This is a genomic window from Leptothrix mechoopdaensis (SeqCode) (genome assembly GCF_053893855.1).
In genome coordinates this window covers 2,466,084-2,491,379 of record NZ_CM132699.1, presented here as the reverse complement: position 1 = coordinate 2,491,379, position 25,296 = coordinate 2,466,084, and the positions used below count along the sequence as shown (strand labels likewise).

25 protein-coding genes are annotated in these 25,296 nt (G+C 70.9%); 18 read left to right on the top strand and 7 right to left on the bottom strand.

Annotated elements, in window-relative coordinates; genetic code table 11:
- Positions 1-2 precede the first annotated feature (2 nt).
- Genes cueR through fdhD form a run of 3 tightly spaced genes read left to right on the top strand, consistent with a single transcriptional unit; the run spans position 3 to position 2,025 of the window.
- Positions 3-446, top strand: a complete 444-nt coding sequence (cueR, locus tag ACWA7K_RS10880) for a Cu(I)-responsive transcriptional regulator (RefSeq protein ID WP_456168418.1) — start codon at positions 3-5, stop codon at positions 444-446.
- A gap of 45 nt (positions 447-491) precedes the next feature.
- The gene (locus ACWA7K_RS10875) at positions 492-1,067 is read left to right on the top strand and encodes a TMEM165/GDT1 family protein (RefSeq protein ID WP_456168416.1); all 576 of its coding nucleotides are present in this window, start codon (positions 492-494) and stop codon (positions 1,065-1,067) included.
- 40 nt (positions 1,068-1,107) lie between these two features.
- Complete coding sequence (gene fdhD / locus ACWA7K_RS10870) at positions 1,108-2,025, top strand: formate dehydrogenase accessory sulfurtransferase FdhD (protein ID WP_456168414.1); 918 nt, start codon at positions 1,108-1,110, stop codon at positions 2,023-2,025.
- Here the strand turns inward: fdhD and ACWA7K_RS10865 are convergent.
- The 3 genes from ACWA7K_RS10865 to ACWA7K_RS10855 form a co-directional block, all read right to left on the bottom strand.
- Positions 1,967-2,437 carry a PIN domain-containing protein gene (locus ACWA7K_RS10865; protein ID WP_456168412.1) on the bottom strand — a complete coding sequence of 157 codons (471 nt, stop codon included), beginning with the start codon at positions 2,435-2,437 and terminating at the stop codon, positions 1,967-1,969. The genes fdhD and ACWA7K_RS10865 overlap by 59 nt on opposite strands.
- Positions 2,434-2,688 (bottom strand): FitA-like ribbon-helix-helix domain-containing protein, encoded by a 255-nt coding sequence (locus ACWA7K_RS10860; RefSeq protein WP_456168410.1) that lies wholly within the window; start codon positions 2,686-2,688, stop codon positions 2,434-2,436. The genes ACWA7K_RS10865 and ACWA7K_RS10860 overlap by 4 nt, the downstream gene beginning before the upstream one ends.
- A gap of 70 nt (positions 2,689-2,758) precedes the next feature.
- Entirely contained in the window at positions 2,759-3,814 is a 1,056-nt protein-coding gene (locus ACWA7K_RS10855; protein ID WP_456168408.1) for a zinc-binding dehydrogenase, read from the bottom strand.
- 94 nt (positions 3,815-3,908) lie between these two features.
- On the opposite strand from ACWA7K_RS10855, the gene dcd reads away from it, so the two are divergent.
- Complete coding sequence (gene dcd, locus ACWA7K_RS10850; RefSeq protein ID WP_456168406.1) at positions 3,909-4,478, top strand: dCTP deaminase; 570 nt, start codon at positions 3,909-3,911, stop codon at positions 4,476-4,478.
- Positions 4,479-4,500: 22 nt separating this feature from the next.
- On the opposite strand, the gene ACWA7K_RS10845 is transcribed toward dcd, so the two are convergent.
- From ACWA7K_RS10845 to flgA, 3 genes are all read right to left on the bottom strand, one after another.
- Positions 4,501-4,902 carry a hypothetical protein gene (locus tag ACWA7K_RS10845; RefSeq protein ID WP_456168404.1) on the bottom strand — a complete coding sequence of 134 codons (402 nt, stop codon included), beginning with the start codon at positions 4,900-4,902 and terminating at the stop codon, positions 4,501-4,503.
- Positions 4,903-4,921: 19 nt separating this feature from the next.
- The gene (flgM, locus tag ACWA7K_RS10840) at positions 4,922-5,245 is read right to left on the bottom strand and encodes a flagellar biosynthesis anti-sigma factor FlgM (protein WP_456168402.1); all 324 of its coding nucleotides are present in this window, start codon (positions 5,243-5,245) and stop codon (positions 4,922-4,924) included.
- Positions 5,246-5,639: 394 nt separating this feature from the next.
- Positions 5,640-6,449, bottom strand: a complete 810-nt coding sequence (gene flgA, locus ACWA7K_RS10835) for a flagellar basal body P-ring formation chaperone FlgA (RefSeq protein ID WP_456168400.1) — start codon at positions 6,447-6,449, stop codon at positions 5,640-5,642.
- 150 nt (positions 6,450-6,599) lie between these two features.
- On the opposite strand from flgA, the gene flgB reads away from it, so the two are divergent.
- The 14 genes from flgB to ACWA7K_RS10765 all read left to right on the top strand — a co-directional run bounded on the left by flgB (position 6,600) and on the right by ACWA7K_RS10765 (position 23,559).
- Positions 6,600-7,019 carry a flagellar basal body rod protein FlgB gene (gene flgB, locus ACWA7K_RS10830; protein ID WP_456168398.1) on the top strand — a complete coding sequence of 140 codons (420 nt, stop codon included), beginning with the start codon at positions 6,600-6,602 and terminating at the stop codon, positions 7,017-7,019.
- Between the two features lie 49 nt (positions 7,020-7,068).
- Positions 7,069-7,479 carry a flagellar basal body rod protein FlgC gene (gene flgC, locus ACWA7K_RS10825; protein ID WP_456168396.1) on the top strand — a complete coding sequence of 137 codons (411 nt, stop codon included), beginning with the start codon at positions 7,069-7,071 and terminating at the stop codon, positions 7,477-7,479.
- Between the two features lie 40 nt (positions 7,480-7,519).
- A complete protein-coding gene (locus ACWA7K_RS10820; protein WP_456168394.1) occupies positions 7,520-8,209 on the top strand; it encodes a flagellar hook assembly protein FlgD in 690 nt (229 codons plus the stop codon).
- A 73-nt stretch (positions 8,210-8,282) separates the two neighbouring features.
- A complete protein-coding gene (flgE, locus tag ACWA7K_RS10815; protein WP_456168392.1) occupies positions 8,283-9,545 on the top strand; it encodes a flagellar hook protein FlgE in 1,263 nt (420 codons plus the stop codon).
- A gap of 35 nt (positions 9,546-9,580) precedes the next feature.
- A complete protein-coding gene (flgF, locus tag ACWA7K_RS10810) occupies positions 9,581-10,306 on the top strand; it encodes a flagellar basal-body rod protein FlgF (protein WP_456168390.1) in 726 nt (241 codons plus the stop codon).
- Positions 10,307-10,356: 50 nt separating this feature from the next.
- Positions 10,357-11,139, top strand: coding sequence for a flagellar basal-body rod protein FlgG (gene flgG / locus ACWA7K_RS10805; RefSeq protein ID WP_456168388.1), 783 nt, complete (start codon positions 10,357-10,359; stop codon positions 11,137-11,139).
- A gap of 66 nt (positions 11,140-11,205) precedes the next feature.
- On the top strand, positions 11,206-11,895 hold the full coding sequence (locus ACWA7K_RS10800; RefSeq protein WP_456168386.1) for a flagellar basal body L-ring protein FlgH: 690 nt from the start codon (positions 11,206-11,208) through the stop codon (positions 11,893-11,895).
- Positions 11,896-12,088: 193 nt separating this feature from the next.
- Entirely contained in the window at positions 12,089-13,225 is a 1,137-nt protein-coding gene (locus tag ACWA7K_RS10795; protein ID WP_456168776.1) for a flagellar basal body P-ring protein FlgI, read from the top strand.
- Position 13,226: 1 nt separating this feature from the next.
- Positions 13,227-14,330 carry a flagellar assembly peptidoglycan hydrolase FlgJ gene (gene flgJ / locus ACWA7K_RS10790; RefSeq protein ID WP_456168384.1) on the top strand — a complete coding sequence of 368 codons (1,104 nt, stop codon included), beginning with the start codon at positions 13,227-13,229 and terminating at the stop codon, positions 14,328-14,330.
- A 13-nt stretch (positions 14,331-14,343) separates the two neighbouring features.
- Entirely contained in the window at positions 14,344-16,257 is a 1,914-nt protein-coding gene (gene flgK, locus ACWA7K_RS10785; RefSeq protein WP_456168382.1) for a flagellar hook-associated protein FlgK, read from the top strand.
- Between the two features lie 26 nt (positions 16,258-16,283).
- On the top strand, positions 16,284-17,510 hold the full coding sequence (flgL, locus tag ACWA7K_RS10780) for a flagellar hook-associated protein FlgL (RefSeq protein ID WP_456168380.1): 1,227 nt from the start codon (positions 16,284-16,286) through the stop codon (positions 17,508-17,510).
- A gap of 17 nt (positions 17,511-17,527) precedes the next feature.
- Positions 17,528-18,727, top strand: coding sequence for an EAL and HDOD domain-containing protein (locus tag ACWA7K_RS10775; protein ID WP_456168378.1), 1,200 nt, complete (start codon positions 17,528-17,530; stop codon positions 18,725-18,727).
- A gap of 595 nt (positions 18,728-19,322) precedes the next feature.
- Positions 19,323-22,880, top strand: coding sequence for a PAS domain S-box protein (locus tag ACWA7K_RS10770; protein WP_456168376.1), 3,558 nt, complete (start codon positions 19,323-19,325; stop codon positions 22,878-22,880).
- Positions 22,881-22,911: 31 nt separating this feature from the next.
- Positions 22,912-23,559 (top strand): ANTAR domain-containing response regulator, encoded by a 648-nt coding sequence (locus tag ACWA7K_RS10765; RefSeq protein WP_456168374.1) that lies wholly within the window; start codon positions 22,912-22,914, stop codon positions 23,557-23,559.
- A 127-nt stretch (positions 23,560-23,686) separates the two neighbouring features.
- Here the strand turns inward: ACWA7K_RS10765 and ACWA7K_RS10760 are convergent, their stop codons facing one another.
- Positions 23,687-25,081 (bottom strand): sensor histidine kinase, encoded by a 1,395-nt coding sequence (locus tag ACWA7K_RS10760; RefSeq protein WP_456168372.1) that lies wholly within the window; start codon positions 25,079-25,081, stop codon positions 23,687-23,689.
- Between the last annotated feature and the right edge of the window lie 215 nt (positions 25,082-25,296).

The following is a 25,296-nucleotide window of genomic DNA, read 5'->3' as shown; positions in this document are numbered from 1 at the left end:
GCATGTCCGACCTGGCCCACCTGACCATCGGCGAAGCCGCCGCCCGCGCGGGCGTGTCGGCCAAGATGGTCCGTCACTACGAGTCACTCGGCCTGCTGCCGCCGGTGCCACGCACCGAGGCGGGCTATCGCCTGTATGGCGACGCGGCGGTGCACACGCTGCGCTTCATCCGGCGTTCGCGCGATCTGGGCTTCTCGATGGCCGAGATCGCCGAGCTGGTGGCCCTGTGGCAGGACCGCGAGCGCGCCAGCGCCGAGGTCAAGCGCATCGCGCAGGCCCATGTCGCCGACCTCGACCGGCGCCTGGCCGAGATGGCCGCGATGCGCGACGCGCTGGTCAGGCTGGTGCAGGGCTGTCACGGCGACGACAGGCCCGATTGCCCCATCCTCGATGGGCTGGCCAGCGGTACCGGCTGCTGCCATGACCCGTTCATGGACCGTCCATAGAATCCGCGCCCCCTGGCCGGTCCTCATCCACATCCCTCATCCCTCATGGAAGCCTTCCTGATCTCCACCGGTGTCGTCGCCCTGGGCGAAATGGGCGACAAGACGCAGCTGCTCGCGTTCATGCTGGCCGCGCGCTTCAAGAAGCCGGTGCCCATCGTGCTGGGCATCCTCGTGGCCACGCTGGCCAACCACGCGATGGCCGGTGCGGTCGGCAATGCGGTGGCGGCCTTCCTGGGCCCGACCGTGTTGCGCTGGGGCCTGGGCCTGTCGTTCCTGGCGATGGCCGTGTGGATGCTGATCCCCGACCAGGCCGATGACGAGGCGCTCGACGGCCAGGTCTCGCGCCTGGGCGTGTTCGGCACCACCGTGGTCGCCTTCTTCCTGGCCGAGATGGGCGACAAGACGCAGATCGCCACCGTCGCGCTGGCCGCGCGCTACGACGCGCTGGTCGGTGTGGTCGCCGGCACGACGCTCGGGATGATGCTGGCCAACGTGCCGGCCGTGTACCTGGGAGACCGCGTCACGCGGGCCGTGCCGATGAAGCTGGTGCACGGCGTGTCGGCGGCGATCTTCGCGCTGCTGGGCATCCTGGCCCTGCTCAACGTCGGGTCGCTGTTCTGACGATGCGGTCGGGCGTCGGGGCCGATGGGACAATTTGGCGATGACGACCGACCTGCTCAACCTGCTCACCGATGCCGCCCCGCTGGCCGATGCCTCCACCCGCGAGGTGGTGCGCTGGCGCGGTGGCGAGGCCCATGTCGCCGATGACGTGCTGGCCGAGGAAGTGCCCGTCGCGCTCGTCTACAACGGCATCTCGCACGCGGTGATGCTGGCCAGCCCGGCCGATCTCGAGGACTTCGCGCTCGGCTTCTCGCTCAGCGAAGGGATCATCGACAGCGTCGACGACCTGCTCGACTGCGAGGCCCATGTCAGCGACCTGTCCGGCGCGGCGGTCATGCAGGCCGATGGCGAAGCGGCGCCGGGCGTGCTGGCCGACGGCACGATCACGGCGGCCCACGGCCTGACGCTCGAACTGCGCGTCACGCTGCGCTGCTTCATGCGCCTCAAGGAACGCCGCCGCACGCTGGCCGGCCGCACCGGCTGCGGCCTGTGTGGCACCGAAAGCCTGGCCGAGGCGGTGCGCCCGGTGCGCCGCGCGCCGGCAGAGATCAGCGTGCACCAGTCGGCGCTGGGCCGCGCGATGGCCGGTCTGGCCGAAGGTCAGGGCCTGCAGCAGCGCACCGGCGCGACCCACGCCGCCGCCTGGTGCAGCCTGGACGGCGAGGTGCTGCTGGTGCGCGAGGACGTTGGCCGCCACAACGCGCTCGACAAGCTCACCGGCCGCATGGCGCGCGACGGGCTCGACCCGTCGCAGGGCTTCATCGCCGTCACCAGCCGGGCCAGCTACGAGATGGTCTACAAGACCGCCAGCGCCGGCGTCGGCCTGCTCGCCGCGATCTCCGCCCCGACCGCACTCGCCGCCCGCACCGCCCAGGCCGCCGGCCTGGTCCTCGCCGGCTTCACGCGCGGCGACCGCGCGTCGGTGTACGCGCATGCGGAGCGGGTGGTGGCGGGGTGAGCCACGGGTCGATCACGTCGACGCCGGCCGCCTCGAAGGGGCCCGTGTCGCGGCTGGCGACCGTGAAGCCGTGGCTGGCCGCGATGGCGGCGATGTAGCCATCGGCCGTGGCAATGGCCAGGCCCTTGCCGCGTGCCTTCGCCAGGATGCCCGCATAGGCCTTCGTGCAGGCCATGTCGAACGGCAGGATGCGCCCGGCAAAGAGTGGCAGCACACGTGTCTCGAGGTTGTCCTGCAGGTGGCTGCGTCGCTTGCCGGCCGCCAGCATCGCCACGCCGGCACGCAGTTCGGCCACGGTGATCGCCGACAGGAAGAGGGTCTCCATCGGCTGCGCGTCGATCCACTCGATCACGGCCGCCGCAGGTGTCTGGCGCAAGGGCTCGGACACGACGTTGGTGTCCAGCAGGATCATCCGAAGTCCGGCGTGCGGGTGGGTGACCGGTCCCGTACCTGATCGAACACGGCGAACTCCTCGTCGTTCAAGCGGGCCTGACGACCGATGTCGGCGAGCAGGCTGCCCAGCTTCACGCGGCCTTCCGGGCTGATCGCCGAGGCCAGGATGGCGCGGACCTCGGCCTCCATGCTCTGGCCGTGCCGGGCCGCCCGGACGCGCAGCGCGCGGTGAACTTCCTCGGGGATGTTGCGTACCGTCAGCATGGGCATGGTGGGCCTTCCGGTTGGGGCGATGCATGCATTTTACGAGACTGCATGCATGGCCGTCGCGGCTACCGGCTCAGTCGATCTCCACCGCCACCTTGCCGAACTGCCGCGACGAATCCAGGTGGTCCAGCGCGGCGTGCAGGTCGGTGAGCGGGTAGCGCTGGTCGATCACCGGCTTCAGGCCGTGCAGCTTGACGAAGGCGAGCAGGTCGCGGAATTCGGTCAGGCTGCCGGCGGTCGAGCCGATGACCTGGAGCTGGCGGATGAACAGGCGGCGGATGTCCGCGCCGGGCTGGTCGCCGGAGGTGGCGCCGCAGGTGACGAGGCGGCCGCCGCGCACCAGCGACTTCAGCGCGGCGCTCCAGACCGCCGTGCCGATGTTCTCGATCACCACGTCGACGCCGCGTCCGCCGGTCAGCTTCAGGACCTGTTTCGCGATCTCGTCGCCACCGCCCAGCACGACCTCGTCGGCGCCCAGGGCGCGGGCCTTGTCGAGCTTGGTCGCGTCGCGCGAGGTCACGATGGCCTTGGCGCCGATGGCCTTGACGAGCTGAAGGGCGGCCAGGCTGACGCCGCCGCCGATGCCGAAGATCAGCACCGTCTCCCAGGGCTGCACGCGGGCCTTCGAGAACAGCATGCGCCAGGCGGTCAGATGGTTGACGCCGAGCGCGGCGCCTTCGGCGAAGTCCAGGCCTTCGGGCAGCGCGAAGACGTTGCGCGCGGGCAGGCTCACGAACTGAGCCAGCGTGCCGTGGCGGTGTTCGCCGAGGTAGCTGGCGCTGGTGCACAGCGGCGTGTCGCCGCGCTCGCAGAACTCGCAGCGGCCGCAGCTGACGATGGGCTGCAGCACGACGCGCTGGCCGGCTTGCCACTGGGTCTCCTCGGGGCCGACCTCCTCGACCACGCCGGCGCCGTCGACGCCCATCACCAGCGGCAGCGGGTGGGTGATGCCCGCGCCGCTGTCGCGCATGTAGAGGTCGACGCGGTTGAGCGTGGCGGCCTTCAGGCGCACCAGGATCTCGCCCGGCGCGCGGACCGGCCGCTCGCGTTCGCCGATGGCCACCACCTCGTTGCCGCCGTGGCCGGTGAGCCAGGCGGCCTGCATCGTCGTCGTGTTCGTGTTCGTCATGCTTGCTTGCTCCAGGGCAGGTTCGTGTTGCGGCCATGATCCTGACACGACAGGCGCGAACCTAGAATCGCGCCTCCCCTGAGAGAGGCCGACGATGAGCATCAAGAGCGACAAGTGGATCCGGCGGATGGCCGAGCAGCACGGCATGATCGACCCGTTCGAGCCGGGCCAGGTGCGGCAGTCGGCCGACGGCCAGAAGATCGTCAGCTACGGCACCAGCAGCTACGGCTACGACATCCGTTGCGCGCCCGAATTCAAGGTCTTCACCAACATCTACAGCACCGTGGTGGACCCGAAGAACTTCGACGAACGCAGCTTCGTCGACATCGAGAGCGACGTCTGCATCATCCCGCCCAACAGCTTCGCGCTGGCCCGCACGGTCGAGTACTTCCGCATTCCGCGCAACGTGCTGACGATCTGCCTGGGCAAGAGCACCTACGCGCGCTGCGGGATCATCGTCAACGTGACGCCGTTCGAGCCGGAATGGGAAGGCTACGTGACGCTGGAGTTCAGCAACACCACGCCGCTGCCGGCCAAGATCTATGCCGGCGAGGGTTGTGCGCAGGTGCTGTTCTTCGAGAGCGACGAGGTCTGCGAGACCAGTTATGCCGACCGCGGCGGCAAGTACCAGGGCCAGCGTGGCGTGACGCTGCCCAAGACCTGAGCGGCCTCAGGTTGACCGGGCCTCAGCCCAGCAGCTGACCGCCGCCACTGGCGCCGTTCCAGCCGCGGCTGCCGTACAGCGACGGGACGTCGCGCGGCATCAGGGCATCCATCGCGCGGTCCAGCGCGACGGTGGCGCGGACCATCGATTCGCGTTGTGCGGCGACCTGGCCGCTGGCGCGCATCAGCCGGTGGCGCAGCGCGGGCGGCAATCCGCCTTGTCGTGCGGCCGTCTGGAAACCCTGCAGTGCCCGTTCCAGGGCCTGGTGCAGGCTCTGGGCATGGGCCTCGATCGCCTCCGGATCACGCAGTCGCAGCGACTGGCCGAGATCGGACAGCGAGTTCTCCAGCCGCTCGACCAGACCTTCCAGGTCGGCCGGTCGGCGGGACATGTCGGGAGCGAGGGCGCGGGGCAGGGCGTTCATGCGTGGGCCTGGGGCGGCGTCAGTGGCCGGTCGGTCCGACCTTGCCGAGGACTTCACGGGCGTTGGCGATCAGCTTGTCGGCGATCGCGTCGGCGTTGATCTTGTAGGTGCCGTCGGAAATCGACTGGCGGACCTGTTCGACCTTCTGGGCGTCGAAACTCCCGTCGGCTGCATCCATGAGGGCTCGTGCGGTGCTGGACAACTCGACCGTCGCACTGCCGTCGGCCTTCTTGGCCGATGCGGTGCCTTGAACGGCGCTGCCCTCGCCCGCCGGGCGGCTCGAGGTCGTGGCCGCGCCCGTCGGGCCGATGCCAGCGGGTGCAGAGGTGTTGCCGATCTTCATGACGTTCTCCTGTGGCGCCGGTGGCCTTCCTGGCGGGGAGGGGCCGGCTTCGGTCCGCGACGCGCCATTGTGAGCCCGGTTGCGGTCATCCCGCATCGACGGGTTGACGGTCCTGGCCCGCTGTCGCGAGACGGTTCCAACGGTCGGCCGGACTTCTCGTTCCGGCCTGCCCCCGGTTTATCGGCGTCGCCCTCTCGGGCTTGAGGACCTTGTTCAGGTCCTGTCGAGGAGGGTGTCGTCCGTTCCCCGGGGCTGAAGTGTGTTTCGGCAGCTGCCCAGGCGGACTTGAGGGCCGCGATGCGCGTGACAGGCATCACGCCCCGCGAACGTGGGGGATGCGGCGCCAGCAGACGCGGCGGCGGCAGGTCCCGGACGGCTCCGGCGCGATGATTTCTCACAACCGGATCTCCGCGCGCCGGTCGCCGACCGGCCAGGCCGACAGCAGCTTGCCGCTGGCCGAGCGCAGCCGCACCGGCTGGCCCTCGACGCCGGGGCTCAGCGCCTCGGCCTCGCCGCTGATGCGGAAACCGTTGCCGACCGAGTCGACCTGCACGGTGTCGCCGGCGGCGAACCAGATGCGGGCGCGCAGCGCATCGGCGCGCAGCGTCGCGCCGGCCGGCTGGGCGCGGCTCAGGCGGCGGCCCAGCAGCTCGTCGCTGCGGCTGAAGACGGGGCTGGCCTGCTCGGCGATGTCGACCACCGCGAGCTGCAGGTGTTCGGGCGCCAGCGGCTGGTCGGCCGGCACCGGCACGGCGGTCACCAGCGCGGGGGCCCAGACCTTGACGGTGACGGGCAGGTAGACGTTCCACGCCACCGGGCCGCGGGTGCAGCGCAGGCCGACGCGGGTCTTGCCCCAGGGGCGGGCGCCGGGCGGCAGGTAGGGCTGGATCTGGTCGCAGGGCGCCAGGCGCAGACGCGGGTCGAGCTGGCCGGGGACGACCTCGACACGCGCGCCCAGCGGCGCGCCGGCCTGGTCGCGGGCCAGGCCGATGACCTGGTCCAGCGGGATGGCGGAGGTGGGTTCGGCGTTCTGGGCCCGGGCCTGTCCGGGCAGGCCCAGCAGCGTCAGCAGCAGCGCGGCGGCCATCGTCGCGAGCATCGTGCCCAGGTAGTCGCCGATCACGCGCAGCGGCAGCGCGGCGGTGCCGGGCAGGGCCTCGCGGTGCGGGGCGGTGTCGGTGGGGGGCAGACGATCGGACGACATGGTGAGCCGCACTTTAGGAGGCCGCCGCCCTCGCCCAGGCTTGGAGATGACGGGCTTCCGCACCGCTATTCCCGCTCATGTTCGGCAGGGTCGCGTCCAACAATCCGTTCAAGGGCCCGGAACAGGCCGACCCGACGCAGGAGCCGCACGATGATCACCAACCGCCTCACCGACTCGCTGGACTTCCAGTCCCAGGCGCTGGTGCTGCGCTCGGAGCGGCAGCGCCTGATCGCCAGCAACATCGCCAACGCCGAGACGCCGGGCTACATCGGCAAGGACATCGACTTCGCCAGCGCCCTGAAGCAGGCCACCGGCGAGGCCCGCATCGGCGGTGCCGCCGGGGCGCCGCTGGCGACCACGCACGGCGCGCACATCCCCGTGGGCATCGGCGGCGGCGAGGCCAGCACGCTGCAGTTCGCCACCCAGGCGCAGACCAACCTCGACAACAACACCGTCGACATGGACCGCGAGCGCGCCGCCTTCGCCGACAACGCCGTCAAGTACGAGGCCTCGCTGCGCTTCGTCAACGGCCAGGTGTCGACGCTGATGACGGCCATCAAGGGCCAATGAGCCCGGCCGCCACGCCCGTCACGACCGACACGACAGGAGCTGAAGCGCCATGTCCATGATGAACATCTTCAACGTTGCCGGCAGCGCCGTCAGCGCGCAGAGCCAGCGGCTCAACACCGTGGCCACCAACCTGGCCAACGCCGACACCGTCGCCGGTCCGGACGGCCAGAGCGTCAAGGCCCGCCAGGTCATGTTCCAGACCGTCGCGATGGGCGCGCAGGGCACCGCCGGCGTCAAGGTCTCGCAGGTCATCGAGGACCAGACCCCCGGCCGCCGGGTGCATGACCCGAAGCACCCGCAGGCCGATGCTGACGGCTACGTGACCTACAGCAACGTCAATGCGGTCGAGGAGATGGTCAACATGATGGCCGCCTCGCGCTCCTACCAGAACAACGTCGAGGTCATGAACACGGCCAAGACGCTGCTGCTCAAGACCCTGCAGATGGGCTCGGGCTCCTGAGCCCGCCCGCCACGCCGATCCACCCACAGGCTGACCCCGCATGACCACCACCACCGGCACCACCTCCACCAGCGGCTCGGCGGCGCTGTATTCGCAGCTCAATGGCAGCGGCAGCACCAAGACGGCGACCGAGGCCTCGGCCGACCGCTTCCTGAAGCTGCTGGTCGCGCAGATGCAGAACCAGGACCCGCTGAGCCCGATGGACAACGCGCAGGTCACCAGCCAGATGGCGCAGATCAACACCGTCTCGGGCATCGAGAAGGTCAACGAGAGCATCCAGTCGATGTCCTCGCAGTTCACGCAGCTGCAGGCGATGCAGGGCGCGCAGCTGGTCGGGCAGGGCGTGCTGGTCAACGGCAACAAGCTGGCGATCGGCAGCGACGGCAGCGCCCGCGCCAGCTTCGATCTGGCCGGTGCATCGGACGCCACCAAGGTCGAGGTCCTGTCGGCTTCCGGCCGTGTCGTCGGCACGGTCGACATGGGCGCCGAGGCCAGCGGTCGCCACACCTTCAGCTGGACGCCGCCGGCGCCGGCCGAGGGCCAGAGCCCGATCGACACGAGCAACCTGACCTTCCGCGTCGTCGCCACCAACGGCGCCGCGCAGGTCGGCGCGACGCCGCTCACGCGCGACGAGATCGTCGCCGTCAGCACCGCCAACGGCAGCCTCAGCCTGGACCTGGCCAGCGGCAAGCGCATGGCCTATGCCGACGTCAAGGCCTTCGCCGAGTGAACCTCTTCCTGAACCGCATCCCGGACCCGACCCCGAACCCGTTCCCGATCACCCTTCCCGCGAGGACATCACCATGAGCTTCCAGCAAGGCCTTTCCGGCTTGAACGCCACCAGCAAGAACCTGGAGGTGATCGGCAACAACGTCGCCAACGCCAACACCTACGGCGCCAAGACCTCGCGGGCCGAGTTCGCCGACATGTACGCCAGCAACATCGCCAGCACCGGCACCAGCAACATCGGCATCGGCGTGCGCCTGGCCGCCGTGTCGCAGCAGTTCACGCAAGGCAGCATCAGCGCCACCGAGAACCCGCTGGACGTGGCGATCAACGGCAACGGATTCTTCCAGCTGCACGACACGACCGGCGCGATCGTCTACAGCCGCAACGGCCAGTTCAAGCTCGACAGCGAGGGCTACGTCGTCAACAACGGCGGCCAGAAGCTGATGGGCTACACGGCCGATGCCCAGGGCGTCGTGATCCCGCGGGCGGCCAGCGACCTGCGCCTGCCGACCGCCGGCATCGACCCGAAGGCGACCGACTCGGTGCAGATGGAGATGAACCTCGACTCGCGCAACCAGCCGACGCTGCCGGCCGCCGGGGGCATCAACTTCGACGACCCGAAGACCTACAACAAGGCGACCTCGCTGACGGCCTACGACGTCAAGGGCCAGCCGGTCGCGATGACCTACTACTTCCAGAAGACCGGCGCCGACACCTGGGACGTCTACGCGACGGCCAACGGCACGTCCGTGGTCGACGACGGCGCGGGCAACGCGGCACCGCTGACGACGCTGCAGTTCCCGACCACCGGCGCGGCACCGGTCGCACCGGCGGCGCCCTTCACCTTCGACATCCCGGCGACCACGCTGGCCGATGGCTCGACCACCGAGCCCATCACCGGCGTCAGCATGGACTTCACCAAGGCGACCCAGTACGGCGCGCTGTTCAGCGTCACCGACGTGACCCAGACCGGCTACGCGCCGGGCCAGATCACCAGCCTGAACATCGAGAACAACGGGATCATCACGGCGCGCTACTCGAACGGCCTGACCAAGGCGGCCGGCCAGCTGGAGCTGGCGAGCTTCCGCAACCCGCAGGGCCTGCAGGCGATGGGCGGCAACGCCTGGACCTCGACCTTCGCCTCGGGCGGCCCGATCGTGGGCACCGCCGGCAGCGGCAACATGGGCATGCTGCAGTCGGGCGCGCTGGAGGAATCCAACGTCGACCTGACCTCCGAGCTGGTCAACATGATGACGGCGCAGCGGGTCTACCAGGCCAACGCGCAGACCATCAAGACCGAGGACTCGATCATGCAGACCCTCGTCAATCTGCGTTGATCCGACGTCCGACCACGACCTGAGCAGGAGCCGTCATGGACCGTCGCATCTACCTCAGCATGGGGGGCGCCAAGGCCACCATGCAGCGTCAGGAGACGCTCGCCAACAACCTGGCGAACGTGTCCACGGTCGGCTTCCGCGCCGAGCTGCAGGCCTTCCGCGCCGTGCCGGTGCGCGGCGATGGCGCGACCACGCGGGCCTATGCGCTGGAGACCACCACCGGCTACAACCCGTCGCAAGGCCCGATCACGACGACCGGCCGCAACCTCGACGTCGCCCTGCAGGGCAACGGCTGGCTGGCGGTGCAGGCGCTCGACGGCACCGAGGCCTACACGCGTGCCGGCTCCTTGCAGGTCAACAGCGAAGGCGTGCTGGTCGGCCACAACGGCCTGCCGGTGCTGGGCGACGGTGGCCCGATCACGCTGCCGGCCAATGCCGAGGTGACGGTCGGCCAGGACGGCTCGATCACCGCCCGCTCGGCCACCGGCGGCAACACGCCGGTCGGCAAGCTCAAGCTCGTCTCGCCGCAGGACAAGCTGCAGCGCGGCGACGACGGCCTGTTCCGCGCCCCCGGCGGCGACCTGCCGGCCGATCCGAACGCGCGGCTGCAGTCCGGCGCGCTCGAAGGCTCCAACGTCAGCGCGATCGAGACGATGGTCTCGATGATCTCGGCGGCGCGCCAGTTCGAGGCCCAGATGAAGTCGATGCAGACCACCGAGCAGGACGAGCGCGCCGCCGCGCAGCTGCTGTCGCTCGGCTGACCGGCCGCACACCCCGCCGCCACCGCACACACACCCCGAGGAACACCGCCATGATGCGCGCCCTGTGGATCTCCAAGACCGGCATGGAAGCCCAGCAGACCCAGCTGGATGTCGTCTCGAACAACCTCGCCAACGTCGCCACCAACGGCTACAAGAAGTCGCATGCGGTGTTCGAGGACCTGATGTACCAGACGCTGCGCCAGCCCGGCGCCAGCAGCTCCGAGCAGACCCAGCTGCCCACCGGCCTGCAGGTCGGCCTGGGCGTGCGCTCGGTCGCCACCTCGCGCCAGTTCACGCAGGGCAACCTGCAGCAGACCGGCAATTCGCTGGATCTGGCGATCAAGGGCGGCGGCTTCTTCCAGGTCCAGATGCCCGACGGCAGCACCGGCTACACCCGCGACGGCGCCTTCCAGGTCAGCGCGACCGGACAGCTGGTGACCAACGCCGGCTATGCCGTGCAGCCCGGCATCACGATCCCGGCGCAGGCGCAGACCGTGACCATCGCGCCGGACGGCACCGTCAGCGTCGCGATGCCCGGCCAGGTCGCACCGCAGACGCTGGGCCAGATCCCCGTCGCCAACTTCATCAACCCGGCCGGCCTTGAAGCGCTGGGCGGCAACCTCTATGCCGAGACGGCCGCCTCGGGCACACCCAACAGCGGCGTGCCGGGCAGCGGCGGGCTGGGCACGCTGAGCCAGGGCTTCGTCGAGACGTCCAACGTCAACGTGGTCGAGGAGCTGGTGACGATGATCCAGACCCAGCGCGCCTACGAACTCAACTCGAAGGCGATCTCGACCTCGGACCAGATGCTGCAGAAGCTCGGCCAGCTCTGATCCCGCTGGCCTGACCGCCCCGTGCCTTCCCGCCTGACTGCCAGGATGACCGCCAGGATGACCCCCATGCTCCGTCCCCTGCGCCTGCTCGCGCTGGCCGCCGTTGCCGCCACGCTCGCGGCCTGCGCCTCCGTCCCGATGCCCAGTTCGCCCAAGGTCGACGTGGCCGAGCCGACCCAGATGCGGCCGCAGCCGCTGGTCGTGCCGGTCGTCGCCAACGGCTCGATCTTCCAGTCGTCGCAGTACCGGCCGCTGTTCGAGGACCACCGCGCGCGGCTGGTCGGCGACACGCTGACGGTGCAGATCGTCGAGAAGGTCAGCGCCACCGCCTCGTCGACCAGCACGGTCGAGAAGAAAGGCTCGGTCGATGCCTCGGTGACGGCCCTGCCGCTGCTGGGTGCCTCCACCGCGCTGGCCAAGCTGGGGGCAGGTGGCAGCAGCAGCAACACCTTCTCCGGCAAGGGCGGCACCGAGAACACCAACGAGTTCACCGGCACCATCACCGCGACCGTCATCGAGGTGCTGCCCAACGGCCACCTGGTGATCGCCGGCGAGAAGCAGATCGGCGTCAACGACAACGCCGACGTGCTGCGCTTCTCCGGCCAGGTCGACCCGCGTTCGATCCAGCCGGGCAATTCCGTCGCCTCGGCCCAGATCGCCAACGTGCGGGTCGAGCAGCGCGGGCGCGGCGGCCAGGCCGATGCGCAGAAGATAGGCTGGCTGAGCCGCTTCTTTTTGAACCTTCTCCCCATTTAAGTCCGCCACAGAATGGGTTCGACTACCAAAAGGATCGGACCCGCGGATGAACGCGCTGCCTGCCTGGCTCGAAGCCACCCAAGATTCCCAGCTGATCGCCGGCCATGAGGCCGCGATCGAGGCCGTCTACGACGCGCTCGACGACGGCAGCGCCCGGATCGCCGGCCATGCCGCACGACCGGCCGCCAGCCTGATGCGCCGCATCGCCGCCCGGCTGGTGCCCGCAGCCCTGCTGCTGGCCGCGCTGGCCGCCAGCGCGGCGCTGTGGTGGCCCACCGGCGCCCAGGCCGGCCAGCGCATCAAGGAAGTCGCCAGCATCCAGGGCGTGCGCACCAACCAGCTGGTCGGCTATGGCCTGATCGTGGGTCTGGACGGCACCGGCGACCAGACCACCCAGACCCCCTTCACCGCGCAGAGCCTGCAGGCGATGCTGCAGCAGCTCGGCGTGACCGTGCCGGCCGGCGTCAACATGCAGCTGCGCAACGTCGCCGCCGTGATGGTGACGGCCACGCTGCCGCCGTTCGCGCAGCCCGGCCAGGCGATCGACGTGACCGTCTCGTCGCTGGGCAACTCCAAGAGCCTGCGCGGCGGCACGCTGGTGGCCACGCCGCTGCGCGGTGCCGACGGCAACATCTACGCGCTGGCCCAGGGCAACGTGATCGTCGGCGGCGCGGGCGCCTCGGCCGGTGGCAGCAAGGTCCAGGTCAACCACCTGTCGGCCGGCCGCATCCCCGAAGGCGCGACGGTCGAACGGGCCGTGCCCACGCCGCTGAACCAGGGCGACTCGCTGCAGCTCGACCTGCGCTCGTCGGACTTCAGCATGGCCCGCGAGGTCAGCCGCGTCATCAACGCCAAGTACGGCACCGGCACCGCCCAGGCGCTCGACGGCCGCGCCGTCAAGGTCCGCATGCCGGCCTCGCCGGACGAGCGGGTCGGTTTCCTGGCCGATCTCGAGGAGCTGCCGCTGACGCTGGCCGCGCCGTCGGCCAAGGTGATCGTGAACGCGCGCACCGGCTCGATCGTCATGAACCAGACCGTCACGCTCAAGCCCTGCGCGGTGGCGCACGGCAACCTGTCGGTGACGATCACCTCGACCCCGCAGGTCAGCCAGCCCGCGCCGTTCTCGAACGGCCAGACGACGGTGACCGAGAAGGTCGACATCAAGATCAACCAGGACCCGGGCTCGCTGATCCAGCTGCCCGCCGGCACGCAGCTGACCGACGTGGTCAAGGCGCTGAACTCGCTGGGTGCCACGCCGGGCGACCTGCTGGCGATCCTGCAGGCCATCAAGGCGGCGGGCGCGCTCGAAGCCGAACTCGAGGTGATCTGACATGAGCACCCCGTCGATGCCCACCGGCAACAGCCCGGACTGGCGCGCCAGCCGCTCGACCACCTCGGTGGCGAGCCAGCGCCTGGCCGCCGGCGGCGGGCAGCTCGACGGCTTGCGGGCCGCCGCCAAGAGCGACCCGAAGGGCGCGATCAAGGAAGTCGCCAAGCAGTTCGAGGCCCTGTTCATGCAGGAACTGATGAAGAGCATGCGCGCGGCCACGCAGAGCAGCGGCATGCTCGACAACAACGGCACCGAGATGGCCACCGGCCTGCTCGACCAGCAGTACGCCAGCGAGATGACCGGCCGCCCCGGCGGTCTGGCCGACGCCATCGCGCGCCAGCTCGAACGCCAGACCGGCCTCTCGAACGGGGCCGGTGCCGCGCTGCCGACCGGCGGCTTCCAGCTGCCGGCCCGGCCGGCGGCGATCCAGGGTCTGCAGGGCGCTGGCCCGAACACGAACACGAACACGATCGGCGCGGGCCGGACCTCCTTCAGCCAGGGCACCCAGGCGGCATCGCGCTATGCGCAGCTCGACCCGGCCGCGCGCATCGACACGCCGGCCGAATTCATCCAGGCCCACGGCGACGCGGCCGAGGCCGTCGCCAGCGACAGCGGCATCCCCGCACAGTTCATGCTGGCCCAGGCCGCGCACGAGACCGGCTGGGGCCGCAGGCAGATCGTCGGCCAGGACGGCACGGTCTCGAACAACCTGTTCGGCATCAAGGCCGGCCCGGGCTGGACCGGTCCGAGCGTGGTCGCCACCACCACCGAGGTCGTCAACGGCCAGCCGCAGAAGGTGCAGGCGCGCTTCCGCGCCTACGCCACGCCCGAGGACAGCTTCCGCGACTACGCCCGGCTGATCGGCAGCAGCCCGCGCTACCAGGGCGTCATGGCCGGCCTGAAGGCCGGTGACGCCGGCAACCCGCAGACCGCCACCGCGTTCGCGCAGAGCCTGCAGCGCGCCGGCTATGCGACCGATCCGCAGTACGCCGCCAAGCTCGGCCGCGTCATCGACACCACCGCCCGGGTGCAACGCCAGCTCGACGCCGGCCAGCAGGCCCGCGTCGACACCGTGCCGGCGGCACGCGTGAACACGTCGGCCTGACGAGGAAACAGAGATGAGCACCACCAGCCTGATGAACGTCGGCACGCGGGCCATGTTCGCGGCCCAGGCCCAGCTGCAGACGACCGGCCACAACATCTCCAACGCCAACGTGGCGGGCTATTCGCGCCAGGAGACCGTGCTGACCACGGCGGCCGGCACCTTCAGCGGCGCGGGCTATTTCGGCCGCGGCGTGACGGTGCAGACCGTCACCCGCGCGGTCGACGGCTTCCTGACCGACCAGGTCGCGCAGACCCGCTCGCAGGCCAGCGCCGACAGCACCCGGCTGGACCTGCTGAACCGCCTCGAAGGCAGCTTCGGCACCGGCGAGGCCGGCCTGGGCTATGCCGCCACGCAGGTCTTCAACGCCTTCAGCGACGTCGCCAACTCGCCCGCCGACCCGAGCGCGCGCCAGGTCGTGCTGGCCCGTGCCGAGGAGCTGACCTCGCGCTTCCGCGCCAGCTCGGACCAGATCGAGGCGCTGCAGTCGGCCACCGTGCTGGACGTGCGCAACACGGTCGACACCATCAACAGCCTGGCCACCCAGATCGCCACGCTGAACGACAACATCGCCGGCGCACGCGGCAACAACCAGGCGCCCAACGACCTGCTCGACCAGCGCGACCAGCTCATCAGCGAACTCAGCCAGCACGTCCAGGTGACGCGGCTGGAGCAGGACGACGGCACGCTCAACCTCTTCATCGGCGGCGGCCAGAGCCTCGTGCTCGGGGCCTCGTCCTACCAGCTGACGGCGCAGCCCGACACCTACGACCCGTCGCGCGTGCGGGTCGGCATCCAGATCGGCGGCATCGAACGCCAGCTCGACGAGGACATGCTCGGTGGCGGCAGCCTGTCGGGTCTGGTGCGCTTCCAGAACAACGACCTGACCCACGCCCGCGACCAGCTCGGCCTGCTGGCCAGCACGCTGGCGCGCGAGGTCAACCGCCAGCAGTCCTTCGGCCTCGGCTTGGACGGCCAGCCCGGCAACGCGCTGTTCCGTTTCGGCGATGCCAACGCGATTCCGGCGCGCACCAACGCGACCGATGCGGCCGGCAACCTGGTCGGCTCGATCTCGCTGGCGGTGACCGACAGCCGTGCGCTGCAGGCCAGCGAATACGAGCTGGGCGTCAACCCCGACGGCAGCTTCAACGTGCTGCGCCGCTCGGACGGCGCGACCTTCAACAACCTGGCCAACGGCGCCACGCTGGACGGCTTCACGATCACCGGCGGCGGCGCCCCGGGCGACCGCTTCCTGCTGCAGCCGGTCAGCACCGCCGCGCAGGGCATGGGCGTCGCGCTGGCCGACCCGCGCGGCATCGCGGCGGCCAACCCGGTCAACGCGGTGGCGGCAGCGGCCAACACCGGCACCGGCACGGTCAGCGCCGTGACCATCGAGAGCCCGCCGGCCGGCCCCTACGGCACCTTCAGCGTGGTCTTCGGCGCCCAGAACGCGCTCGGCGGCCGCGACTACGTGCTCAACGACGGCAGCGGCAACTTCATCGCCAGCGGCAGCTGGAGCGCCGGCATCCCCATCCGCCACGACGGCATCGCGATCAAGCTCGACGGCGTGCCCGCCTCGGGCGACACCTTCACGATCAGCCCGACCGTGCAGGCGTCCTCCAGCAACGGCAACGCGCTGGCGCTCGAAGGGCTGGCGAATGCGGCGATGTCGATGGGCCTGTCCTTCACCAACCAGTACGCGCAGGCCCTGTCGGGCATCGGCGTGCGGGTGCAGGGCGCGCAGGCCGCCTCGGACGTCTCGTCGGCCGCCGCCGACGACGCGGCCAACCAGCTGGGCTCGCGCACCGGCGTCAACCTCGACGAGGAAGCCGCCCGGCTGATGCAGTACCAGCAGAGCTACCAGGCCGCCGCCAAGGTGCTGCAGGTGGCGCAGAAGGTGTTCGACACCATCCTGTCCATCAACGCCTGAACGCGGACCGATCCCCGGAGCACACCATGAGAATCTCGACCGCCCAGACCTACGAGAACTCGGTCAACACGCTGCAGCGCCGCCAGATGGAGTTGTCGCGCACGCAGTCGCAGATGACCAGCGGCAAGCGCATCGACCGCGCCAGCGACGACCCGACCGCCGCCGCGCGGGCCGAACGCGCGCTGATCGAACAGGCCCGTGGCGAGACCACGCTGCGCGTGGCCGACGCGAGCCGCAACGCGATGCAGCTGTCGGAGTCGGCCCTGGGCGACGCGACCGAGCTGCTGCAGTCGGCCCGCGAGACGCTGGTGGCCGCCGGCAACGCCAGCTACCAGCCGGCCGAACGCCGCGCGCTGGCCCAGCAGCTGCGCGAGGTGCGTTCGCAGCTGCTCAACGTCGCCAACCAGCAGGACGGCAACGGCGGCTTCCTGTTCGGCGGCCAGGGCGTCAAGGCGCCGCCGTTCCTCGATGCCGTCGGTGGCGTCACCTTCGCGTCGACCGGCGGCCAGATCGAGGGCTCGACCACCGAACGCCTGCCGCTGTCGGTCGACGGCGAACAGGTCTGGCTGCATGCCCGCAGCGGCAACGGCGTGTTCGAGACCGCACCGGTCGCCGGCAACACCGGCAGCGCCTGGATCAACGCCGGCCAGGTCACCGATCCGTCGGCCCTGCCGGCCGGCGACGTGGCGCTGCAGTTCGGCGTCAACGGGGCCGGCGCGACCACCTACAGCGTCGTCGACCCGGCCAGCGGCGCCGTCCTCAACGATGCCTCGGGCAACCCGATGAGCGGCCTGCCCTACACCAGCGGCCGGTCCATCCAGGTGATGGGCATGGCGGTCGCGGTGACCGGCCAGCCGGCGGCGGGCGACCAGTTCACGATCAAGCCGTCGGACGCCAACCTCAGCATCTTCGACGCGCTCGACCGCGCCCTGTCGGTGCTGGAGAACCCGACGGCCAACAACGCCGCCGTGACCCAGGCCGTCAACAGCGGCCTGCGCGACGTCGACCAGGCGCTCGGCAACTTCCAGTCGGCCCGCTCGACGGCCGGCGAGACGCTCAACCGCATCGACGGCCTCACGAATCGCACGGATGCGCGGATTCTTTCCGCCAAGACCACCCGCTCGGACGCCGAAGATCTCGACATGGTCCAGGCGGCATCGGACTTCACCAACAAGCAGTCGAGCTACCAGGCTGCACTGCAGTCCTACTCGATGGTCCAGAAACTCTCGCTCTTCAACTACATCGGCAATTGACCCCCCAGGCGTCCTCCATGAACCTTTCCATCCTGGGCCAGGTGGCCCTGAGCTACTGCCCGATCATCGACCGGCAGCGCAACGTGATGGCCACGCGCCTGACCGTCACGCCGCTGCGCCCCGGTCGAACGTTGCCGGTGGCCGAACTGCTCGAAGCGGTGGGACAGGTCTGGCCGGCCGACGGCCCGAGCGTGGCGCTGTCGGTGCGCAGCGAGTCGCTGCTGGCCGACCTGCTGGCGATCCAGCCGACCACCAACGTGATGGTCGAGGTGCCCAAGTTCATGGCCGGCGACCCGCTGCACCGCGAGGCCATCCAGACGCTGGCGGCCAACGGCAACGTGCTGCTGCTGTCGGGCCGTCCGGACCAGCCGCTGCCGCGCGAACTGCTGGGCTGCTTCAAGTACGCCATCGTCGACACGGCCGATGAACGCCGCTACGACGGCCAGCCGCTGCCGGCCGGCATCAGCCGCAACATCGGCTTCTTCCAGGACGGCGTGCGCACGCTGGCCGACATGGACGGCGCCTTCAAGCGCAACGCGGTGGCGGTGCTGGGCTGGCCGATCGACGACGTCGCACAGCCCCGCCCGGGCCGCTCGCCGGCCAGCACGCGGCCGGACCTGCAGGCCATCATCGAGCTGATCAACCAGGTCGACGCCGAGGTGCCGCTGGCGCAGCTGGAGGCCACGCTCAAGCGCGATCCGACGCTGGCCTACAAGCTGATGCGCTACATCAACTCGCCGGTGTTCGGCCTGAGCGTCGAGATCTCGTCGTTCAGCCACGCCATCATGCTGCTGGGCTACCAGCGCCTGAAGCGCTGGCTGGCGCTGCTGCTGGTGACCGCCGGCAACGACGTCAACCTGCGCCCGGTGATGTTCGCGGCCGTGCGCCGCGGCCTGCTGATGGAAGCCCTGGCCCCCGAAGGCGCCGGCGCCGACACACGTGGCGAGATGTTCATCTGCGGCGTCTTCTCGCTGCTGGACCGCATGTTCCAGATGCCCTTCGCCGAGCTGCTGAAGACCATCCCGGTGCCCGACCAGGTCTACCAGGCGCTGGTCGAGGGCAAGGGCCCCTACGAATACGCGATCGGTCTGGTGCGCTGCCTCGAAGGCGGCACCGCCCACGACATCACCGACATGGCCGACAAGGCCCTGATGGACATGCGCGAGGTCAACCGCGCACTGCTGAAGGCACTGGCAGGCGCGATCCAGCTGGTCTGACCCGGCGTCGCCCATTCCCCTCCTCCGGAGGGGTACGCCGTAGGCGGGGGGTGGTGGTTTTCGGGCTGTGGCTTCCTGCCACCAACCACCCCGTCAGGCTGCGCCTGCCACCCCTCCGGAGGAGGGGAATGAAGACAACGCTGTTGCCCTCGGCACGTCCCCGCCCATTCCCCTCCTCCGGAGGGGTACGCCGTAGGCGGGGGGTGGTGGTTTTCGGGCTGCAGCGCCTGGCCACCAAACCACCCCGTCAGGCTCCGCCTGCCACCCCTCCGGAGGAGGGGAATGAAGACACGTTGCCGGAGGCAACGCTGGTACGCCGAAGGCGGGGTTTTCGGGCTGTGGCTTCCTGCCACCAACCACCCCGTCAGGCTGCGCCTGCCACCCCTCCGGAGGAGGGGAATGAAGACACGTTGCCGGAGGCAACGCTGGTTTTTCGGGCTGCAGCGCCCTGCCACCAAACCACCCCGTCAGGCTGCGCCTGCCACCCCTCCGGAGGAGGGGAACGAATGCGGGGCGGGGGGGCTGGCCTTGCCTACACTTCGGGCACGATGAACCCAAGCCTGTTGCTGGATGTGCCCTCCGGAGGGCCACGCTGATGCTGCCCGAGGCGCTGTTCGACGCGCTGGTCGAGCCGGTGCTGGTGTTCGACGACGGGACGTCGCTGCGGTATGCCAATCCGGCGGCGCTGCGGGCCTTGCCGGTCGAGGCGGGGATGCGGCTGGCGGACCTGCGCGAGGCGCTCGATGCGCCGGTCTGGAACGCCGTCAGCCAGGCCATCGCGGGCGGGCGCAACGTCGTGCTGCCGGCGGGCGAGGGCGCGGTGCCGACGCGCGCCCGGGTGGTCGTCAACCGCATTGCCGAGCGGCTCTGGGCGCTCTGCCTGCCGGCCGACACGCCACGCCCGCGTGAGCCGCAACGTGACCTGACGCCGGTGCCGGTGCTGCAGATCGCCGATGGGCCGCTGCGCCACGTCCACACGATGCTGTGGGGCTCGCCCTTCCCGGCGATGCTGCAGGACGAGGCCTTCCGCATCCTCGACGTCAACCCGGCCTTCGCCGCGCTGGCCGGGGCCACCCGCGAGCAGCTGGTCGGACGGGATCCGCTGGACCTGCAGCCCGAGGCCGACCGCGCGCAGGTACTGGCCGACCGCGAGCGGCTGATGCGCGACCCCTTCCATCCGGATGTGCCGGCGCTGGTCGAACAGCGGCTGGTCGACACCCAGGGCACGCCGCGCTGGCTGCGGGCGGCCCGCTACGTCACGCTGACCCAGGACCAGCGCCGGCTGCTGCTGACGCTGATGCAGGAGTCGACCGCCGAACACGTCGCGCGCGACCAGGCCGAGCGTTATTCGCGTGAGCTGGACCAGTGGTTCGACCGCTCGCCGCTGGGCATGGCGCTGTTCGATCCGTCCGGCCTCGTGCTGCGGGCCAACGCGGTGTTCGAGCAGTTGGTCGGCGGGCCGCTGGTCGACCTGCGCGAGGCCAGCGCCGAGGTCCAGGCGCTGCTCGGCTGGTCCGAACGCTGGGAGCGCAGCTGGCCGCTGCCCGATGGCTCCGGCGCGGAGGGCGACAGCGGTGGCTGGCGGGCGCGCGACGGCAGCGTGACGCTGTCGGACGGCCGTTCGCGCTGGGTGCGGGCGCTGCTGCGCGGCATCGAGTCGCAGGAATCGCGCGGCGGCCGCGACCCGCACGATCCGCCCCGGCCACTGCCGGCGCGGATCATGTGCATGCTGGAGGACCGCACCGCCGAAGAGGAACGTGACCTGGCGCGGCTGCAGCTGGGCACGCTGGCGCACACCGCCGGTGCCGGGCTGACGACGCTGGGCGGCGACGATCACGGCGTCGTGGGTGCGTCACCGCCCGGCGCGCTGGCCACGTCGACGTCGATCACGACGTCCCTGTCGCCGGTCCCCGCCGCCGTCGTCAGCAGCCCGCTGGCGGGTGCCACGCCGGCGGCCAACGATGCCGCTCCGATCCGCCGCAGCGCGGTGGCGTCGACCGCGTTGCCGGCGGTGAACGGCGGCCCGGCGCCGGGCCTGTTCGTGCAGGGCGTCCGGCGTGACTGGGTGGTGCCGGCGTCCTTGCCCGAGTTCGAGCGGCTGCAGCAGGCGCTGGCGCGCGGCGAGCGGGTCGAGGCGCGCTATGCCATCGAACACCCCGAGCTGGGCCTGCGCTGGCTGGTCACGCGGGTGGAGCCCGGCCGCACCGCATCGGGCCGGCTGAGCACGCCGGTCGTCACGCTCGACATCACCGAGCAGCAGATCGCGCGCGAGCGGGCCGAGCAGCTGCTGGCCGAGCTGACCAACATCCTCGAAAGCTCGCCGGCGGGCATCGCATCGATGCGCGGCTACACGCTGATGCACTGCAACCGCCGCTTCGAGCGGATGTTGCGGCTGCAGCCGGGCTCGGCGGTCGGATCCGACATCCGCGCCGTGCTGGCCGCCCATGCGCAGACGCCACTGCCCGAACAGCTCGACCCGGGCCTGCTGTACGAGGCCGAGCTGGAGGTGCTGGCCGACGACGGCAGCAGCCACTGGTACGCCTTGAGCATCCGCCGCACCGGCCCGGCACCGGCCAGCGAAGGGGGGGTGACGCAGGCCATCGCGGTGGTCTCGGAGATCACGCGCCTGAAGGCGCAGCAGGTCGAGCTGGAACGGCTGGCCGGCGAACGTGCCCAGCTGGCGCACGTGCTGGGCCAGCAGGCCGACCGCACGCGCGCGGTGCTCGATTCGGTGCTGGTGGGCATCGTCACGGTCAACGAGCAGGGCGACATCTCGTGGCTCAACCGCTCGGCCCGGCGCATGTTCGGCGGTGACCTGGGCGACTTCCTCGGCCAACCGATCGGTTCGGTCGCGGCCGACGACCCGCTGCACCCGTTCCGCCGCACGCTGGAGATGGCCGGCTCGCTGCGCGACGGCGAGGCCGTCATGTTCGAGTGCCGCGTACATGGCCGCGACGGCCGCACCTTCTGGGTCGTCGGCAATGCGGTCAACACGCTCGGGCTGCAGGGCCAGCGCGAGCTGACCTTCGCGCTGATGGACATCGAGCAGCGCCGCCAGGCCGAAGCCCGCATCGCCGAGGCGCGGGCGTCGCTGCAGCAGATCATCGAGGCCGCGCCGATGGCCATCACGCTGTGCGATGCCGGCACGCTGGCGGTGCTGCAGCTCAACCGGGTCGCCGCGCAGCTGTGTCGCGTGCCGGCCGACGAGGCGGTCGGCCTGCAGCCCGAACAGCTGTTCCCGCCCGAGACCGCCGCCAGCCTGCGCGCCGACCTGCGCGCCGCGCTGGCCGATCCGTCGCGCGTCACGCAGCGCGAGTACCGCTGGCTGCGGCGCGGCGAGGGCACCCAGGCCGAGCAGGTCTGGGACGCCCGCTTCCTGCCGCTGTCACGCGGCGGCACGAGTGCCGGCGAGCCCGGCCAGGTCGACCAGATCCTGATGGTCGCCAGCGATGTCAGCGCCCAGCGCGCGGCCCAGAAGGCCGAGCTGGAGGCCGCCATCGCGCAGCGCGAGATGCTGGTGCAGGAGGTCCACCACCGCATCAAGAACAACCTGCAGGGCGTCGCCGGCCTGATGCAGCAGATCGCGGTGCGGCGGCCCGAGATGCAGCCCTTCATCGCCGAAGTGGTCGGCCAGGTGCAGGCCATCGCGCACGTCTACGGGCTGCAGGTCGGCAACCTCGGTGCGCTGCGGCTGCGCCACGTGATGAGCGCGATCGCGCAGTCGGTGCAGCGCACCTTCGGCCGCGAGATCGAGCTGAAGGTGGAAGAGGACGGCGCGCGGCCGGGCACCGACTGGTCGCTGCCGGAGTCCGAGTCGATCCCGATCGCGCTGACCGTCAACGAGCTGCTGACCAACGCGATCAAGCACAGCCCGGCCGGCAGCACGGTGCAATGCCGGCTGGTCTGCGAGCGCGACGGCGTGCGCATCGAGATCGCCAACATCGGCCGCCTGCCCGACGGCCTGCGCATCGACCACCGGCCGTCGACCGTGTCGGGACTGGGGCTGGTGCGCTCGCTGCTGCCGCGTCGCCATGCCTCGTTCGCGCTCGAACAGCGCGAGGGCCGCGTGGTCGCGACGGTCGCGCTGGCGGCGCCGGTGCTGGGCCGCATCGACGCGGCAACCGGTGCGGCGCTGACGGTGGCCGCGTCCTAAACTTCGCCGACCGCCCCTGATCAAGGCCACCGTGACACCCAACGAGTCCCCCACGACAACCGGTACGCCCGCCTCGGCCAAGGGCCGCATCCTGGTCGTCGACGACGACCGCCTGGTGCTGGCCACGCTGGTGCACGGTCTGGCGCAGGCCGGTTTCGACATCGTCGATGCCGACAACGGCGACGACGCGATCCTGCTGGCGCGCCAGCACAAGCCCGATCTGGCGCTGCTGGACATCCGCATGGACGGCATGAGCGGCTTCGACGTCGCCGCCTACCTGCGCGAGCACCTGCGCATCCCCTTCATGTTCCTGTCGGCCTTCTCGGACGAGGCGACCGTCAACCAGATCAAGGCGCTCGGCGCGCTGGCCTACCTGGTCAAGCCGCTGGACGTGGCGCAGATCGTCCCGGCCGTCGAGGCCGCCTTCGCCCAGGCCCGCGAACGCGCCGGTGCCGCGCCCGCCGCGCCTGCCGCCGCCGCGCCGGCCGCACCGGTCAACCCGCTGGAACAGCATGTGCCGATGGCGGTGGGCATCCTGATGCACCGCTACTCGCTCGGCGCCGACGCCGCGCTGGCCCGGCTGCGCAAGCTGGCCGACCGCGAAGGCCGCTCGATCGAGGCCAGCGCCCGCGCGATGGTGCTGGCGCTGGAGCAGCTGGCGGCGCCGGGGGATCTTTGAGCCCGATGCCGGCGCAGGGATCCGGCACGTCGATGCCGAGGCGAGCGGGCCGAGCGCCGGGCCGCCCCAAGCCGGCCCGCATCCCCTCGGGGGATCGTCCGTCGTACCCGACGGACGAGGGGCCCCATCACCCCAGCGTGAAGAAGAAACACGCCCCCTGATCCACCGCCGCCTGCGCCCAGATCTCGCCGCCGTGGCGCTGGACGATGCGGCGCACCGAGGCCAGGCCGACGCCGCTGCCGGCGAACTCGCTGGCGCTGTGCAGGCGCTGGAAGGGCTTGAACAGGCGCTCGGCGAAACGCAGGTCGAAGCCCGCGCCGTTGTCGCGCACGTAGTAGACCGGGCGGTCCTGGGCGTCGCTGGTCTCGGGGCGCAGCGCCTTCAGCCGCGTGCTGCCGAACTCGATGCTCGCCACCGACCGCTTGCCGCTGTACTTCCACGCGTTGCCCAGCAGGTTGTCGAGCACCGTGCGCAGCAGGTTCGCGTCGCCCTGGGCGACCAGGCCGGGCGCGAGCTCGACGCGGACCTGGCGTTGCGGCTCCTGGGCCCGCAGTTCCTCGAAGATCGTCGTGGCCATCGCCGACAGGTCGACCGGCTGGCGCTGCAGCGGCGCATTGCTCAGGCGTGACAGCGCCAGCAGCGCCTCGATCATTCCCTTCATGCGGTCGACGGCACCCAGCACGCGGTCGAGGTGATCGTTGCCGATGCGGTCGAGCAGGTGGCCGTAGTCCTCGCGCACGATCCGCGTGAAGCCTTCGATCACGCGGATCGGCGCCTTCAGGTCGTGTGTCACGGTGTAGACCAGCGACTCGCGGTCCTGCGCGCTGTCGGCCGCCGGACCGTCTTCCGCTGCAGCAGGCGAAGGGGGCGGAACCGGCGCGGCGGCGGGCGCCGTGGCGGTCGGCGGCTGCCACAGCACATGGCGATCGGCGGCCAGCGGCAGGGCGGTCCAGTGCGCCGCATCGGTCGGACCGGTGCCGGCCGTGTCGGCGCTGGCGTCCTGCAAGGCCGAGACGACGTCGACCGGACGGAAGGCGGGGTGGCGCGCGAGCCAGTGGCTCAGCAGCTCGGGCCGGCCCGGCACAGGCTCGGGCGCTGAGCCAGTGCCGACATCGCCCTGCACGGCGAGCACCAGCCAGTCGGTCAGCGGGCCCTCGACGACCCGCTGCAGCAGCAGGCTGCGACCGGGCAGGCGCTGCAGCATCTGGCGTTCATGGGACTGGACCTCGGTCGGCGACAGGCTTGCCGGGGCGTGATTCAGGGAAGCCTGAGACGAAGAAGCCGCGACTGTGGTTTGCAGCGGCAACGGCGGGGCGACAGACGTATCTCCCTGTAACCCGTGGCGGGCCTTCACGGCCACCGCCAGGGCCACCAGACCGAGCGCGGCGCAGGCCGCCGCGGCGGTCCAGGACGGCCCGATGGCCAGGCCCGCCAGCACGGCAGCGGTGCCGGTCAGCAGCAGGCCCAGCGTGCCGGCCAGCGCGATGCGCCAGGCGCTACCAGATCGGGTCGTGGCGCTCAAACTCGAAGTCCCTTCGTGACGGGCGGTTGTGTCCGTCCTGCTCGGTGTCGCTGTCGGTGTCGGGACAATTGTAGGGAGCGACCGTCGGCCGCGGGTGCCGTTGCGCAGGCCCGTGCCGGTCCGGGCCGCAGGTGTGGAATTTGCGCGTTTGGCCGATTCGCGCGAGTTCGGGAGGGTGGACCAGCGCCTATGCTCAGGTTCAACTCGAAGAGTGG